Raw genomic sequence first — 16,909 nt, 5'->3', positions numbered from 1 at the left:
GATAACTATTACCTTGGTTATTGAAATGTCAATTGGTAATACCAATTTAATGTAATGGATAATAAAGTAACAAAGTATTTACTAACTGTCCATACAGTTGTTGAGCGAAATCATAAAAACCTGCAAATTTTAACAAATTATTTGATAAATTCATCAAATTTGATAACTAGATCGCATTATTAGAAAAGATTAAAAACACTATTTTTTAACATTGATTAAACACATAAACAGTCACACTGAAGCGTGACAGCATTCATATATTGATTATCAATGCAAAAATATCAATTATTAATGCATTTTGTTATGTTATTTTGCTAATAGTGCTCGGTAATATGACCAATTAAAATGAGGTCCTGGATCTGTTTTCCGACCAGGTGCGACATCACTATGTCCGGTAATATTTTCTTTAATGCCCGGATAGTGTTCAATAAGTTGCTGAGTGAGTGTCGATAATTGCTGATATTGCTGCGGCGTAAAGTCACACTCATCGGTTCCTTCTAGCTCAATACCAATCGAAAAATCATTGCATTTCTCTCGCCCTTTATAGAAGGAAACCCCAGCATGCCACGCTCGTGCCGTAAAAGGCACATATTGCACAATTTCACCATCACGGCGAATTAAACAGTGCGCAGAAACACGCAGATGTGCAATCTCATTAAAAAAAGGATGATCATCAACAGCAAGCGTATTGGTAAACAGTTGATCAATATAAGGTCCACCAAATTGCCCAGGAGGAAGACTGATATTGTGGATAATCAACAATGAAGGGATTTCACCTTCAGGTCTATTGTCATAATTTGGCGATGGAACGTGCTTTACTCCCGTTAGCCAGCCTTGCTTAATCTCCACAACACCCCTCTTTTTTCTACATTTAAAATCATATTAGCTATTTTTATTAATAATATCCGCCAATTAATGCGAACTTGCTCTCAATAATAGTGGTTAATTTTGTATCACTCCTTTTTCTTTTCGATATTTTACTCAATTCTTAGCTTCTCTATTCGCCAATAAAACGCTTTTTTCTCATACTTCAACAGGTTATTTATCAAGGAGAGAAAAATGAATACATTAAATTATCACTCAACAGAGAATGGATTCACGCTAATGGAATTGATGATTGTGATTGCCATTATCTCAATTTTAAGCTCAGTGGCGATCCCTGCTTATCATGGTTATATCCAAAAGGCCGCCTTAACTGATGTATTACAAACCCTGTCGCCTTATCGTTCTGCAGTGGAACTTTGTCACTATGAACATCAATATAACCAATGCCATGCTGATGCCAGTTTTATGCCTCAACAATTTCGTAGTCGATACCTTACTGATATTCATGTTGCCAATGGCGTTATTAGTGCAAAAGGTAAGGCTCAACTAGAAGGACTAACCATCGTAATGACTCCTGCAGCAAACAGTAAAGAGACACTTCCCCATTGGCAAATTAACTGCACATCAACTAACACCGCGTTACAAACGCTATGCCATAAGGTTTTTAAATCTCATTAAACCAATCTAACGGCAACCTCAACCAAGGTGGAAAAGCCAATAGGCTCTGTTTCTAGCCCTTACCATCCATAAATCATTTATCGTAAAAAAGAGCTTTCATGAATAATACTATCCATACAGCAACAGAGTTTATTGAGCAATTGTTACGTCACAGCCTTGCTCAACGTGTTTCTGATCTTCATTTAGAGCCACAACAAAATAGCCTGAGAATTCGCGCGAGAATTGATAATCATCTAGTATTATTTTCTCCCCCTGACAATCAATTAGCTGACGAGATCCTGACACGTTTAAAAATCCTCGCGAATATTAATATTGCCGAAAAACGCCTACCACAAGATGGTCAATTTAATTGGTCTTATCAGAAAAACAATTATTCAATACGTGTTGCGACACTTCCTACTTTATATGGAGAAAAAATAGTTTTACGGCTCATGAATAATCTGCAACAGCCACAATTAGCACAGTTAGGTTTTCAAACAATTCACCTAACACTATTAAAAAAATATCTTACTCAACCTCAGGGAATGATTTTAGTCACCGGCCCCACAGGGAGTGGTAAAACTTTAACACTCTATAGTTGTTTGCAATATTTAAATAAAGATAATCGTAATATTAATAGTATTGAAGATCCTATTGAGTTACCTCTCCATGGCATTAATCAAACACAAATAACAGAAAAAGCCGGTATTACTTTTGCAACAATATTACGGGCACTATTACGCCAAGATCCCGATGTTATTATGATAGGTGAAATACGTGATCAACAAACAGCAGAAATAGCAATAAAAGCAGCACAAACAGGCCACCTAGTTTTATCAACACTGCATACTAACTCTACCCAAGCAACACTCGCCCGTTTGGCTAATTTAGGCATCGCAAAAGATTTAATCGACTCTTGTGTAAAATTAATTATTTCTCAACGTTTAGTTCGTTGCTTATGTAGCGACTGTAAATACCCATCACCTGAACAGAAAAATTTCATTATTAATAATCAACAAATTATATTACCCAATTGGCAAGCAACAGGTTGTCAATTTTGTTATTCCGGCTACAAAGGCAGAACAGCTATTTATGATTGTTTTGAACTTGCCAAGCAATCACGCCCCTCACCTTACGCACTATTTAACTCAGGTATTGAACTGATAAAGAAGGGGATAACGTCTTTAGATGAAGTTTATCAAGTAGTCGGAGATATTGAATGAAATTACATTTTATCTATCGCTATAATGCATTAACTTATCAAGGAGAATGGCTAAGTGGCAACATTGTCGCTCAATCTAAACATGAAGTTATTGATCAACTTATTCAACAACAAAAATTACCAGTAAAAATTCGCCTATATAGGGTAATAATCTTTCAAAATAGTGATAAACAATACCGCATTCAACTTCTTGAACAGTTAGCGTTATTACTTCATTCAGGCTTAGCACTTTTGCCCGCATTAACACTGCTTAAAGAAGAATGTCGTTATTTACATTGGCAATGTGTTTTAAATGATATTATTTTTCACCTAAATCAAGGAGGCGCGCTATCTAAACAGTTAAGTCGTTATCCTCTCTATTTTCCTGCTATTTAACCCATTTTATTTATATTGGTGAAGAGAGTGGTAAGCTTGATGAAGTTCTCTTATTACAAACAACACAATTAAAAAACCAGCGGGATTTAATAAAAAAAATAATAAAAGCTTTTCAGTATCCTCTATTCTTATTATTAACATTAATCGTTATTACAATATCTATGTTGATCTATGTTTTACCTGAATATCAATCTTTATACAGTGCATTTAATACTGAGCTACCGACACTAACATTAACCTTAATTAGATGTTCTCAATGGTTTTCTCATAATAGTTTAATTATCCTGCTGTTTATATTAATAATTTTTTATAGCTATTACACTATTAAACACCATAGTGCTAAATTTCGCGACATTGAACAACGATGTTGGCTTAATCTTCCTTACTTGGGCATCTTATTAAGATATCACCAGCTACATATTATTTTTCAGATAATGACGATTACACAACAAGCTGGATTACCACTATTACAGGGATTAAAAATTATTACAGAGCAATTAACGCATTCACTGTATCAACGAGCACTCACTGATATGATAGCGCATATTACTCAAGGCAAATCACTTAGCTCATTTATGCGACATAATCCTCTATTCCCGCCAATCTGTTATCAATTTATCTCTTCAGCAGAAAATTCTGGACAACTACAGTTTTTTTGCCAGCAACTTACCCACTGGTTTTATCATCAATTAGAAGAACGTCTTGATAGTGTAAAAACATGGCTTGAGCCTATTTTAATGACACTGATCGCATTGATTACTGGCACGCTTATTATTGCGATGTATCTTCCGGTGTTACAACTAGGTGATACCATACATTGATGCTAGCAATATCCTAAAGTCATTAACAATGCGTCTAATAATCAAAACATCAGTGATACAATGCATCACCATTACATTTTGATATATTAATAGCCGATTAAGCGAAGATTTAGCCACTTACTGTAAGCTAGGCTGTCAGGGTAGCAGAAAATCGCTTATCATAATAACTGAATAAAACCCAAATATTGCGGTTATTATCTTGTGATAAAAATCAGTTTAAGCTTTAGAATATCGCAATCAACAGTAAATTTTGATTAATTAAAAATAGACGAACGCAATGACTTATACAGTTGCTCTTACAGGTGGTATTGGTAGTGGTAAAACGACCATCGCTAATGGTTTTGCCTCACTCGGCGTCCCTCTTGTGGATGCGGATGTCATTGCCCGATTAGTGGTAGAGCCTGATTCGCCAGGATTAAAAGCCTTACAGCAACACTTCGGTGACACTATTTTATTGCCTGATGGCAAGTTAAATAGAGCGCAATTACGTCATATTATTTTTCAAAATCAACAAGAAAAAGCGTGGGTAAACCAGTTACTCCATCCACTGATACAACAAGAGACGCAAAAACAAATTCAACAAATTCGCACCCCTTATTTTATTTGGGTTGTTCCTTTATTAGTTGAAAATAAACTAACACATTTAGCCGATCGTATTCTTGTGGTTGATGTGACTGAAGAAGAACAAATTACCAGAACTATGCAACGTGATGGTGTAAGCCGAGATCATGTACTCAAAATTTTACAAGCCCAAGCTAAAAGAGAACAACGATTAGCCGTTGCTGATGATATTATTGAAAATCACGATAATAGCTTAAATCAAGATGAACAAATAAAACAACTTCATCAGCATTACTTAGAATTAGCTCAAAAAAGCAATACAGGACAATAGCCATGAGTGAAGAAACCTCAACAATTATTTTTGAACACCCGCTTAATGAGAAAATGCGTTCATGGCTTAGAATTGAAAACTCATTAATTCAATTAAATAGTTTTCAATCTATTAATTCATTATCTTCTGCATTATCTTTTTTTCGTGCCGTTTCAGAATTTATTGAAGTTTTAGATCGCGGGGAGATCCGCGCAGAACTACTTAAAGAGTTAGAAAAAAGACAAAAAAAACTGCAACAGTGGTTATCCTTTCCTAATGTCGATAAAGAGATTGTCAGTCATATTATTAATGAGTTATCAGAAAGTGCTTGCGCATTAAGTAAAGCACCACGTATTGGACAACATTTAAAACAAGATAAAATCATCAGCTTAGTAAAACAACGCCTCAGTATTCCGGGAGGATGTTGTAACTTTGATGTCCCTACTTTGCATTTGTGGTTAAATCTTCCTCAAACGGTGCGTACTGAAAAGTTAACTTGTTGGCAGGAAGGGTTATATCCTCTACAAAATGCATTAAATGCCCTATTAACACTTATTCGTCAATCAGATACATTTAAACCGGTATTAAGCCATAATGGTTTTTATCAAGACAGTACGGAAGAAGGTGAATTATTACGGATCAAGCTACTTGCCAGCCAACAAATTTACCCTCAAGTCTCAGGACACAAAAACCGTTATGCTATTCGCTTTTTGCCTCTTGATAGTGAGCATGGCACAATCCCTTCTGAACTACCTTTTGAGATTTCATGTTGTTAATATAGCTTAATATCAACAATAGAAATCATCTCAATTAAATTCAGGAGAGATAATGAGCGAAAAATTAATAGTGAAATGCCCAACATGCCGAACCGAGGTAATATGGGATGAAAGTAGCCCTTATCGTCCTTTTTGTTGTAAGCGTTGCCAGTTAATCGATTTAGGCGAATGGGCGGCTGAAGAGAAGCGAATTCCAAGTCAAAGCGAAAGCAATGACAGCGATGAATGGAGTGAAATGCCAGAGCAAGATCCTAAGCCGTTTAATTAAACGCCCACAGCATACTCATACAGCCACAACAATCATGAAGTGGCTGTATTGATTATTTTTGCAATAAGGCAACAATAGAGCGATTAGCTGGTGGAAAATCTTCAGCATTTAAGGACATAATAGGTATCCAGCGGGAAAGTTGCCCTTCTTTACCGTAAGGTTTATTTTCCCACTCTGTGACTAAAAAGAATGATAATGTAATATGCCTATCAATAAAATCATGCTCTACCGTTTCAAGCAACTGACATTGCGTCACATTAATACCTATTTCTTCTTGCAACTCACGGTATAATGCCTGCTCTGGCGTCTCTTTATCTTCTAGTTTTCCACCAGGAAACTCCCAATATCCTCCCATATGAGATGTCAAAGGGCGTTGGGTAATAAATACATTATTTTGCTTATCACAAATCACACCTGCAGCAATATGTAGTTTTTTTTTATCTATCATAAACAGCCTTATTAGATCATACGTTTCACTGACAAACTTCACCATTATACCGTAGATCCAATAGTATGAGGTTGATTTTCTTTCTTCACTATTCAGCATCTACTCCCCCCTGATGAACGACCCGCAAAAGTTGGACTCTTTTCGTTTAAACTCAATCATCACTATTTATTAAGATAAATAAATAGTAAAAGTATAAATGCTTTTATATTTTATTTATTAAAATGAAATAATTATTCACAGAATGAATATTTTATATAATGAAATAAATAAATCACTGCCAACAAATGAAAAGTCACTTTTAACTTAATTAAATATTTTCAAAACCGCTCTCAGTATTCTTCTTTTTTCTCTAAAAAACCTATTTTTTGGTTAATTGATTTTTTCTAACTGGTAATTTACATAGCAAAAATCACAACAAATACAATAACAATAAAAATTAAACAAATGATTTTATTTGTAGATAACGCTTATTCTCTCTAAAAAAATCATACTGATTATTTTACGTTTATTGATAGTTAATACTAAAAAAAGGGAAAGTTTTACTTAAATCCATCAATTTTAAAAATATATTCAATTAAAGAGTAACTGGTATTTATTATTTTTAATTTCAATATAATAATAAAACATTATTTATTATCTATATATATTAAAGCCCTATTATTATATTTGAATTAATACCTTTATCTCGAGGTAAAATGAAAAAAAAAGTTGTTTTATTAACACTATTAAGCTGTTTTTCTACCAGTGGATTAAGCGCAAATGAAACAGGAAATTTAGGCTCAATCAGTGAATCAAGGCGTGCATTGCAAGATAGCCAACGTGAAATTAATCAATTAATAGAACAAAATCGCTATCAGCAACTGCAAGAAAAAGCGGTAAATATTTCACCTACCCCAACTTTAATTACTGAGTCAGAACACTGTTTGCCTATAAAAGGCGTTTATATTCAAGGTATTACTTTACTTACTGAGAAGGATCTCAATTCATTATCTCCATTACCAGATCAATGTATTAAGAGTGCTGATATTAATCGCCTCGTGAAAGAACTCACTCAGCGTTATCTTCAACATGGTTATATTACCGCACGTATCCAATTCTTACGTCCTAACCAACATGGCGAATTAGGTCTGTATGCTATTGAAGGGTTTGTTGAACGTATTGAAGGAGGTGATCGAGGTGTTAACATCACACTACTATTTCCTCGAATCAAAGGGCAACCATTAAAACTCGCTACACTCGATCAAGGCTTAGATCAAGCTAACCGCTTGCAATCAAATAAAGTCACAGTGGATATTCTTCCCGGTACCGAATTGGGGGGCTCTGTCATTAAGTTGTCTAATCAACGAAAATCACCTTGGCATCTCAATATCGCTAGTGACAATTATGGACAGAAAAATTCAGGCCGCTGGTTAATACGAACGAATGCTAGTTTAGATAGCCCATTAGGTTTATCTGATTTTGTAAGCTTAAATGCCAACATAACAACAGATAACCCGAATACCCGTTTTAATCGCGCTTATACTTTGCTCTATTCAATTCCTTATGGTGGCTTTACTTTTAGCTCTTTTGGTAGTTATTCGGAGTACCAATTTCACCAAAAATTACAAACACGTACTGTCAGATTATATGGCGATACCACTCAAGTAGGTATTAGAGGCGATTATGCTTTTAGCCGTAGCCAAAAACAAATTGATACCTTAAATATTCAAGTCACTCATAAACGTATACGCAACTACTTTAGCCAAATTCGTTTAGATCTCAGTAGCCCTAAATTAACCACGATTGAATTAGGGATTAATCATTTGCAGATTATTCCAAATGGCGTATTGAGCACTAATTTGAGTGTTGAAAAAGCGGTCGGCTGGTTTGGCGCAGAGGAAACACCCTATATCGCTAACGGTAATGGTAACGACTATCGCTTTACAAAAGTTAAGCTATTTGCTAATTGGTATCAACGCTTTTCTCTATGGCATTCTACATTTTTATTCAATAGTTCTTTTTTAGGCCAATACAGCCACGACACACTCCCCGGCGTTGAATGGCTAAGTTTAACAGACAAAAACGCTATTCGTGGTTTTGATCAAAGCACACTTTCTGGTGATAACGGTGGCTATTTACGCAATACCCTCTCCTATCCCTATCGACTTAACCACTTTTCTATCACACCTCGTATAGGGGTAGATATCGGTCAAGTAAAACAACATGGCAACTACAAAGGATGGCAAGGTGGTTACGGCCTAAGCTCCGGCTTAAATATTCAATATCAACAAGCACAACTCGACCTTGAAGTTGCAAAAGGCGAGTTACTGTATCACCAAACAAATTCCAATAAAACCAAAGATCCTACTCAACTACTGGTTAAATTTTCATACTTATTTTGATCTACATTCATAGCAACAAATGGAGATAACTCTATGAAATCAAAAAACTTTAAACTTTCACCCTCTGGGCGACTTGCTGCGTCTTTAGCAATAATTTTTGTCTCTCTTAATGCTTATGGTAATGGCATCGTGCCCGATGCAGGCCATCAAGGGCCGGATGTCTCTGCTGTTAATGGCGGTACGCAAGTGATTAATATAGTCACGCCAAATAACGAAGGGATTTCTCATAACCAATACCAAGACTTCAATGTTGGCAAGCCTGGGGCTGTATTTAATAACGCATTAGAAGCGGGACAATCTCAACTTGCGGGTCATTTAAACGCTAACAGCAATTTAAATGGTCAAGCTGCCTCTTTAATTTTGAATGAAGTTGTTAGCCGCAACCCATCATTCTTATTAGGTCAGCAAGAGGTCTTTGGTATCGCTGCTGAATATGTGCTTTCTAACCCAAATGGTATCACATGTGATGGTTGTGGTTTTATAAATACCAGCCGCTCTTCATTAGTTGTTGGTAATCCGCTCTTTGAAAATGGTCAGCTAAAAGGCTATAGCACCCTCAACAACACCAATTTACTATCGCTTGGTAAAAATGGCTTAAATACAACAGGGTTGTTAGACTTAATTGCTCCTCGTATTGATAGTAGAGGGAAAATCACTGCTGCTGAAATTTCAGCCTTTACTGGACAAAACACCTTCTCACAACATTTTGATATTCTCTCTTCACAAAAACCCGTTTCAGCATTAGATAGCTATTTCTTTGGTAGTATGCAATCGGGTCGTATCCGCATTATTAATACGGCTGAAGGTAGTGGAGTTAAATTAGCAGGTAAATTTACCGCAGATAACGACCTAAGTGTTAAAGCCGATAATATTCAAACAGATAGTCAAGTCCGTTATGACAGTTACGATAAAGATGGCAGTGAAAATTACCAAAACTATCGTGGCGGGATCACGGTTAATAATAGTGGCTCTAGTCAAACACTCACTAAAACCGAATTAAAAGGTAAAAACATCACATTAGTGGCGAGTAGCCATAATCAAATCAAAGCCTCTGATTTAATGGGGGATGATATCACTTTACAAGGTGCTGATTTAACTATCGATGGTAAACAGCTACAGCAAAAAGAGACCGATATTGATAATCGCTGGTTCTACTCGTGGAAATACGATGTGACTAAAGAGAAAGAACAAATACAGCAAATTGGTAGCCAAATTGATGCTAAAAATAATGCAACATTAACCGCAACTAAAGGAGATGTTACCTTAGACGCGGCTAAAATTAATGCGGGGAACAACCTTGCTGTTAATGCCAATAAAGATATCCATATCAATGGATTAGTTGAGAAAGAAAGTCGTAGTGAAAATGGCAATAAACGTAATCATACTTCTCGCTTAGAAAGTGGTAGTTGGAGTAATAGCCACCAAACTGAGACGTTGAAAACCAGTGAATTAACGGCAGGTAAAGATCTTGGTTTAGATGCTCAAGGCTCAATAACGGCGCAAGGTGCTAAACTGCATGCGAATGAAAATGTGCTGGTCAATGCCAAAGATAATATTAATTTAAACGTCCAAAAAACCAATAATGATAAAACAGTCACCGATAATCATGTTATGTGGGGAGGTATTGGTGGTGGTAAGAATAAAAATAATAATAATCAACAACAAGTTAGTCATGCAACACAATTAACCGCTGATGGTCAATTGCTCCTTGCCGCAGATAACAATGTCAACATTACCGGTAGCCAAGTAAAAGGCAACCAAGGTGCTTTTGTTAAAACCACACAAGGTGATGTCGTCATTGATAATGCGCTGAGTGAAACCATCAGTAAAATCGATGAACGCACAGGAACCGCGTTTAATATCACTAAAAGTTCACATAAAAATGAAACTAATAAACAAACATCTACAGGTAGTGAACTCATTTCCGATGCACAATTGACCGTTGTCAGTGGCAATGATGTTAATGTCATTGGTAGTTTGATCAAAAGCGCTGATAAATTAGGTATTCATTCTTTAGGTGATATCAACGTTAAATCAGCACAACAAGTCACTAAGATTGATGATGAAAAAACATCATTAGCCATTACTGGGCACGCCAAAGAAGTTGAAGACAAGCAATATAGTGCGGGCTTTCATATCACTCATACCACCAATAAAAATACTAGCACTGAAACAGAACAAGCTAACTCAACCATTAGTGGCGTCAATGTTGATCTGCAAGCGAATAAAGATGTGACTTTTGCGGGATCTGATTTAAAAACTACCGCAGGGAATGCCTCTATTACGGGTGATAATGTTGCCTTTGTTAGTACGGAAAATAAAAAACAAACGGACAACACAGATACCACTATTTCAGGGGGTTTTAGCTACACAGGTGGTGTAGATAAAGTCGGTTCTAAAGCCGATTTTCAATATGACAAACAACATACACAAACAGAGGTAACAAAAAATAGAGGCAGCCAAACAGAGGTTGCAGGTGATTTGACTATTACCGCGAACAAAGATTTGCTTCACGAAGGAGCTTCTCACCATGTTGAGGGGCGTTATCAAGAGTCTGGTGAAAATATTCAGCATCTTGCCGTCAATGATAGTGAAACATCTAAAACTGACAGCTTAAATGTTGGTATCGATGTTGGTGTTAATCTTGATTATAGCGGTGTAACGAAGCCAGTTAAGAAAGCAATCGAAGATGGTGTTAACACAACCAAACCGGGTAACAATACCGATTTAACTAAAAAAGTTACAGCAAGAGATGCAATTGCTAATTTAGCTAACCTTAGCAATTTAGAGACCCCCAATGTCGGTGTTGAAGTTGGTATTAAAGGTGGAGGTAGTCAGAAATCACAAACCGATAGCCAAGCCGTTTCAACCTCTATCAATGCAGGAAAAATCAACATTGATAGTAATAATAAGTTACATGATCAAGGTACTCACTATCAATCAACCCAAGAGGGTATTTCTCTCACAGCAAACACCCACACAAGTGAGGTCGCGCAAGATAAACATCAAACGACATTCCATGAAACAAAAGGCGGTGGACAAATCGGTGTCAGTACCAAAACGGGCAGTGATATTACCGTTGCTATTAAAGGTGAAGGCCAAACAACTGATAACGCCTTAATGGAAACAAAGGCTAAAGGTAGCCAATTTACCTCAAATGGCGATATTTCGATTAATGTAGGTGAAGATGCCCATTATGAAGGTGCTCAATTTGATGCACAAAAGGGCAAAACAGTTATCAATGCGGGGGGTGATCTCACTCTTGCACAGGCGACTGATACTCATAGCGAAAGTCAATCTAATGTTAATGGTAGTGCAAATCTGAAAGTGGGCACCACGCCAGAGAGTAAAGACTATGGCGGAGGTTTCAATGCAGGGACCACTCATCACAGCAAAGAGCAGACTACCGCAAAAGTGGGCGCTATCACTGGCTCTCAAGGTATTGAATTAAACGCTGGGCATAACCTGACTTTACAAGGTACTCATTTAAGTAGCGAACAAGATATTGCATTAAATGCAACTAATAAAGTCGACCTACAATCAGCGAGCTCTGAACGTACTGAAAAAGGCAATAATTTATCTGGAGGAGTACAAGCAGGTTTTGGTAAGAAAATGACCGATGATGCTTCATCTGTGAATGGTTTAGGCAGTGCCCAATTTGCTATTGGTAAACAAGATGAGAAAAGCGTATCTCGAGAAGGAGGAACGATTAATAACTCAGGAAACTTAACAATTAATGGCAATAGCGTCCATCTTCAAGGAGCACAAGTTAATAGTAAAGATACTCAGCTAACATCACAATCCGGTGATATCGAGATCACATCCGCACAGTCTACTGATTATAAAAACAATTGGGGAACAGATATTGGCTTTAATGGCAAAAAAACCAATACCACCCCAAAAGAAGTTACAGAGGAGAAACCTGCTACCTCTATTCATAACATAGGGGGTAAATTACTGGTTAACGTGGAAGATCAACAAAAAACGAGCCACCAAAATGCAACCTTAGAAACAGGTACATTAACGATTAATAGTAATAAAGATCTGACACTATCTGGTGCTAATGTGACTGCTGATAGCGTTACGGGTAATGTCGGTGGTTCACTCAATATTGCTAGCCAAAAAGAGAGTGATCGCCATGTCACTGTTGGCGTCAATGTTGGCTATAACCACACCAATGATCCTAAATCAAGCCAAGTGAATAAAACGGCTAAAGCCGGAGGGTCATTATTAGAGAAAACTATCAAAGATACGATTGATTCAGGAATTAAATCATCAACAGATGCTATCTCTGATAAATACAATTCCCTCTCTTCAACTATTGCAGATAAAACAGGTATCAGTGATGAAACTAAAGCCAAAATTGATCAAGGTTTTGGTAAAGTTGGTAATGGTATTAAGAATATCGTAACAGGTGCTGAGGGTCATACTGCTAATGCGGATATCAAAGTCACTCATGTAGATAATGATGCTGTCACTAAAACCACCTCCTTAACTAGCAACAACGACCTATCATTAAATGTGAATGGCTCGACAAAACTCACCGGAGCAGAAATTGCGAGTAAACAAGGCCAAGTTGATTTAGGGGGAAGTAGCGTTAAATTAGAAAATATTGAAGGTCATCATTATGAAGCCGGCGCCGATCTTGATCTGAAATCCTCTGTGGTGGATTTAGCAAAACAACTGGTAGGTGGAGATATTTCTTTTAAATCCCCCGTTAAAACGAATGAAACCGTCAATACAAAAGCATCTATTTCTGAAAAGAAATAATACAAAATAAGACCAGCATAGTCTGTTAGTCACACGGCTACGCTTTATAGAAAAACCCCCAATAATTGGTTATCCAGCTATTGGGGGTTACTTTACTTGTACTAGCTATATTCGATAATTAAATTCTATTGTGTGATCACAATTAACCTAATTTACCGTGACAATGCTTATATTTTTTACCTGAACCACAAGGGCAAGGTTCGTTACGACCCACTTTTTTGCCTGATGCCACTTGGCCATCAACGGCAGACATTTGTGATTCTTTTGTCACTTCATGGCTAAGTTGTTGCTGTTTAGCTAAACGCTCCGCCTCTTCACGACGACGACGCTCTAACTCTTCAACTTCTTCAGGTAAACGAGCTTGTACTTTACTTAATGTGCTGATCACTTCATATTTCAGTGATTCCAACATATTAGCGAACATAGCAAAAGATTCACGTTTGTACTCTTGTTTTGGATCTTTTTGTGCATAACCACGTAAATGGATACCTTGACGCAGATAATCCATCGCCGCTAAGTGCTCTTTCCACAGTGAATCCAGTGTTTGTAACATGACACCTTTTTCAAAGTTACGCATCATTTCAGCACTGACAATCTCTTCTTTTGCTTTATAGACTTCGATTGATTTTTCTAAAATACGTTCGCGCAGTGTTTCTTCATGTAGTTCAGGCTCTTTATCTAACCACTCTTTGATAGGTAAATTTAAATCAAAGTCATTTTGCAGACAAGCCGTTAAACCTTCAATATCCCACATCTCTTCTAGTGATTGAGGTGGAATATAGTTATCAATCATCGAAGTAAACACATCTTGGCGAATACTGTCGATAGTTTCACTGACATCAGCAACATCTAACAACTCATTACGTTGAGTATAAATAGCTCGACGCTGATCATTGGCTACATCATCATACTCAAGTAATTGTTTACGAATATCGAAGTTACGGTTTTCTACTTTACGTTGTGCATTAGCAATCGCTTTAGTTACCCATGGATGCTCAATAGCTTCTGTTTCGTTCATTCCCAGTTTACGCATCATGCCTGATACTTTATCAGAGGCAAAAATACGCATTAAGGAGTCTTCCATTGACAGATAGAAACGAGAAGAACCCTCATCCCCTTGACGCCCCGCACGACCACGTAACTGGTTATCGATACGACGTGATTCATGGCGTTCAGTACCAATAATATGTAAACCACCAGAAGCTAATACCGCATCATGGCGTTTTTGCCATTGTGCTTTGATCTCTTCAATTTGCTCTTCTGTTGGATTTTCCAGCTTCGCAACTTCAGTCTGCCAACTTCCCCCTAATACGATATCGGTACCACGACCAGCCATATTAGTTGCGATAGTCACCGCTGATGGTAACCCCGCATTAGCAATGATATCTGCTTCCATAGCATGGAATTTGGCATTCAGGACATTATGATGAATATTCGCTTTTGTAAGTGCTTGGGAGATCTCTTCAGATTTTTCAATCGAGATGGTCCCCACCAGTACCGGCTGTCCATTTTTAGTACGTTCACGAATATCTTCAATAATCGCGGCAAATTTACCTTTTTCATTCATATAAACTAAATCAGGTAAATCTTTACGTACCATTGGGCGATTAGTTGGAATAACGATAGTTTCTAAACGGTAGATAGAGTTAAATTCAAAAGCTTCGGTATCTGCAGTACCGGTCATCCCCGCTAATTTCTCATATAAACGGAAATAGTTCTGGAATGTAATGGACGCTAATGTTTGGTTCTCATTTTGGATCTTCACACCTTCTTTTGCTTCTACCGCTTGGTGTAGACCATCCGACCAACGACGGCCTTGCATGGTACGACCGGTATGTTCGTCAACAATGATAACTTCGCCATCTTTAACAATGTAATCAACATCTTTTGTAAATAACGCATGGGCACGTAAGGCTGCCGTTACATGGTGCATAAGCATGATATTAGCAGGTGAGTAAAGTGACTCGCCCTCTTTCATCATACCTGCTTCGGCTAATAACCCTTCAATTTTAACTAAGCCACGCTCAGTAATATTCACTTGACGCGTTTTTTCGTCGACAGAGTAATCCCCTTCCCCTTGGAAGGTATCTGAATCTTCTTTTTCTTGAGGCACTAAATGAGGAATAACTTTATTCATTTTAATATAAAGTTCAGAGCTATCCTCAGCAGGCCCTGAAATAATCAGTGGAGTACGAGCTTCATCAATTAAAATGGAGTCAACCTCATCCACTAATGCATAGTGTAATTTACGTTGGACACGCTCTTCAGGGCTAAACGCCATATTGTCACGCAAATAGTCGAAACCAAATTCGTTATTTGTACCGTAAGTGATATCTGCGTTATAAGCTTCACGTTTTGCTGGTGGTGCCATATTAGGGAGGTTGATACCAACACTTAACCCTAAGAATTCAAATAGTGGGCGGTTATTTTCCGCATCCCGTTGCGCCAAATAGTCATTGACGGTAACAACATGCACCCCTTTACCTGATAGCGCATTTAAATAAGCAGGCAGTGTTGCAGTTAAGGTTTTACCTTCCCCTGTACGCATCTCTGCGATACAGCGATCATTTAGTACCATACCGCCAATAAGCTGTACGTCAAAGTGACGCATACCAAAAACACGTTTACTTGCTTCACGTACAGTGGCAAAAGCTTCAGGTAAAATATCCTCTTCTTTTTCACCTTTTTTTAAACGCTCACGAAATTCATCTGTTTTGGCTTTCAATTCATCGTCGGTTAATTTTTCAAATTCTGGCTCTAGTTGATTGATTTGAGCAACCACTTTACGCATACGACGAATAGCGCGTTCATTACGACTACCAAAAATTTTGGTTACAATTTTACCTAACATAACTCTTTATTCTCATTTATGGCGTAAATACGCCGAATACAGCCTCTATGTTTATCGACGATAAATCATAGAGATAAGCATAATCTAACAAAGATTAACAAACTCAATTAAGCTGTTAGGTAAGGTCCAGCGCGGATACCACGGATCTGAGCAAGCCATAATCCGGTATGATAGGAAATACGATTTTCCGTTAACACGCCACGGGAAATCGGTAAATTAACTAGGGTAGAAGATGGCACTTGAGTCAGTAACGCATAAAGCGTATCAAGCATGACCTCAGCAACATTCGCAACAGGTGATGGCTCATCTTTTGCTTTTACCATCAATTCAGGTGAATGAATGGTAAAAGCAAAAGAGAGCTGCTTAATCACATTTTTAACGGCATGCTGTTGCCAGTAATTAAAGGTGAAGGATGAAGCAGGATTCTGTACACTCTGGCGTAAGAATAAATTATCAAAAGCGATTAATGCTTGGCTTTGACGATTTTGTGAGGAAGGTGTATCCGTTTGTGATGGATTTTCAGCATGGGCAGACACCAGCGAAGGCATACCAATACCTGCTGCTACCATCCCTAATAGCAGATGCGACCAAAAATATCGTCTGCCAAATTGTCGCCAAAAATTTATAATGCTCATTAACCTTCG

At 37.4% G+C, this 16,909-nt stretch carries 12 protein-coding genes and 1 pseudogene; 9 read left to right on the top strand and 4 right to left on the bottom strand.

Features of this window, described 5'->3' with window-relative positions:
- Nucleotides 1–306: 306 nt before the first annotated feature.
- Entirely contained in the window at nt 307–849 is a 543-nt protein-coding gene (ampD, locus tag GWI58_RS08575) for a 1,6-anhydro-N-acetylmuramyl-L-alanine amidase AmpD (RefSeq protein WP_004250361.1), read from the bottom strand.
- Between the two features lie 210 nt (nt 850–1,059).
- On the opposite strand from ampD, the gene ppdD reads away from it, so the two are divergent.
- The 7 genes and pseudogenes from ppdD (at nt 1,060) to yacG (ending at nt 5,815) form a co-directional block, all read left to right on the top strand.
- A complete protein-coding gene (ppdD, locus tag GWI58_RS08570; RefSeq protein ID WP_094959679.1) occupies nt 1,060–1,503 on the top strand; it encodes a prepilin peptidase-dependent pilin in 444 nt (147 codons plus the stop codon).
- Nucleotides 1,504–1,601: 98 nt separating this feature from the next.
- Nucleotides 1,602–2,705: an ATPase, T2SS/T4P/T4SS family gene (locus tag GWI58_RS08565; RefSeq protein ID WP_094959678.1), complete on the top strand. Its 1,104-nt coding sequence runs from the start codon at nt 1,602–1,604 to the stop codon at nt 2,703–2,705.
- A pseudogene (locus GWI58_RS17850) lies at nt 2,702–3,201 on the top strand (type II secretion system F family protein); the annotation flags it as partial. The gene GWI58_RS08565 and the pseudogene GWI58_RS17850, both read left to right, overlap by 4 nt.
- A gap of 39 nt (nt 3,202–3,240) precedes the next feature.
- The gene (locus tag GWI58_RS17840; RefSeq protein WP_237611677.1) at nt 3,241–3,900 is read left to right on the top strand and encodes a type II secretion system F family protein; all 660 of its coding nucleotides are present in this window, start codon (nt 3,241–3,243) and stop codon (nt 3,898–3,900) included.
- Nucleotides 3,901–4,177: 277 nt separating this feature from the next.
- Nucleotides 4,178–4,792 (top strand): dephospho-CoA kinase, encoded by a 615-nt coding sequence (coaE, locus tag GWI58_RS08555; protein WP_110229419.1) that lies wholly within the window; start codon nt 4,178–4,180, stop codon nt 4,790–4,792.
- Nucleotides 4,793–4,794: 2 nt separating this feature from the next.
- Nucleotides 4,795–5,547: a cell division protein ZapD gene (gene zapD / locus GWI58_RS08550; protein WP_161769085.1), complete on the top strand. Its 753-nt coding sequence runs from the start codon at nt 4,795–4,797 to the stop codon at nt 5,545–5,547.
- A gap of 52 nt (nt 5,548–5,599) precedes the next feature.
- Nucleotides 5,600–5,815 carry a DNA gyrase inhibitor YacG gene (yacG, locus tag GWI58_RS08545; RefSeq protein ID WP_004244091.1) on the top strand — a complete coding sequence of 72 codons (216 nt, stop codon included), beginning with the start codon at nt 5,600–5,602 and terminating at the stop codon, nt 5,813–5,815.
- Between the two features lie 52 nt (nt 5,816–5,867).
- Here the strand turns inward: yacG and mutT are convergent, their stop codons facing one another.
- Nucleotides 5,868–6,263, bottom strand: a complete 396-nt coding sequence (mutT, locus tag GWI58_RS08540; protein ID WP_012368230.1) for an 8-oxo-dGTP diphosphatase MutT — start codon at nt 6,261–6,263, stop codon at nt 5,868–5,870.
- A gap of 695 nt (nt 6,264–6,958) precedes the next feature.
- Here mutT and hpmB point away from each other — a divergent pair.
- Both hpmB and hpmA read left to right on the top strand, forming a co-directional pair.
- On the top strand, nt 6,959–8,644 hold the full coding sequence (gene hpmB / locus GWI58_RS08535; RefSeq protein WP_161769084.1) for a hemolysin secretion/activation protein HpmB: 1,686 nt from the start codon (nt 6,959–6,961) through the stop codon (nt 8,642–8,644).
- A 33-nt stretch (nt 8,645–8,677) separates the two neighbouring features.
- Nucleotides 8,678–13,414 (top strand): calcium-independent hemolysin HpmA, encoded by a 4,737-nt coding sequence (hpmA, locus tag GWI58_RS08530; protein ID WP_161769083.1) that lies wholly within the window; start codon nt 8,678–8,680, stop codon nt 13,412–13,414.
- Nucleotides 13,415–13,556: 142 nt separating this feature from the next.
- On the opposite strand, the gene secA is transcribed toward hpmA, so the two are convergent.
- Together secA and secM are read right to left on the bottom strand one after the other, a co-directional pair.
- Complete coding sequence (secA, locus tag GWI58_RS08525; protein WP_161769082.1) at nt 13,557–16,265, bottom strand: preprotein translocase subunit SecA; 2,709 nt, start codon at nt 16,263–16,265, stop codon at nt 13,557–13,559.
- Between the two features lie 107 nt (nt 16,266–16,372).
- A complete protein-coding gene (secM, locus tag GWI58_RS08520; RefSeq protein WP_094959672.1) occupies nt 16,373–16,900 on the bottom strand; it encodes a secA translation cis-regulator SecM in 528 nt (175 codons plus the stop codon).
- Nucleotides 16,901–16,909 lie beyond the last annotated feature (9 nt).

Origin of the sequence: Proteus sp. G2674, assembly GCF_009915195.1 — a bacterium.
Taxonomy (GTDB): Bacteria; Pseudomonadota; Gammaproteobacteria; order Enterobacterales; family Enterobacteriaceae; genus Proteus; species Proteus mirabilis.
This window is presented reverse-complemented; position numbering and strand designations above follow the sequence as displayed.

Excerpts from the sequence above, each read along its gene's own strand:
- ppdD (WP_094959679.1), top strand. The coding sequence starts at position 1,060 with ATGAATACATTAAATTATCACTCAACAGAGAATGGATTCACGCTAATG.
- GWI58_RS08565 (WP_094959678.1), top strand. The coding sequence starts at position 1,602 with ATGAATAATACTATCCATACAGCAACAGAGTTTATTGAGCAATTGTTA.
- GWI58_RS17840 (WP_237611677.1), top strand. The coding sequence starts at position 3,241 with ATGTTGATCTATGTTTTACCTGAATATCAATCTTTATACAGTGCATTT.
- coaE (WP_110229419.1), top strand. The coding sequence starts at position 4,178 with ATGACTTATACAGTTGCTCTTACAGGTGGTATTGGTAGTGGTAAAACG.
- zapD (WP_161769085.1), top strand. The coding sequence starts at position 4,795 with ATGAGTGAAGAAACCTCAACAATTATTTTTGAACACCCGCTTAATGAG.
- yacG (WP_004244091.1), top strand. The coding sequence starts at position 5,600 with ATGAGCGAAAAATTAATAGTGAAATGCCCAACATGCCGAACCGAGGTA.
- mutT (WP_012368230.1), bottom strand. The coding sequence starts at position 6,263 with ATGATAGATAAAAAAAAACTACATATTGCTGCAGGTGTGATTTGTGAT.
- hpmB (WP_161769084.1), top strand. The coding sequence starts at position 6,959 with ATGAAAAAAAAAGTTGTTTTATTAACACTATTAAGCTGTTTTTCTACC.
- hpmA (WP_161769083.1), top strand. The coding sequence starts at position 8,678 with ATGAAATCAAAAAACTTTAAACTTTCACCCTCTGGGCGACTTGCTGCG.
- secA (WP_161769082.1), bottom strand. The coding sequence starts at position 16,265 with ATGTTAGGTAAAATTGTAACCAAAATTTTTGGTAGTCGTAATGAACGC.
- secM (WP_094959672.1), bottom strand. The coding sequence starts at position 16,900 with ATGAGCATTATAAATTTTTGGCGACAATTTGGCAGACGATATTTTTGG.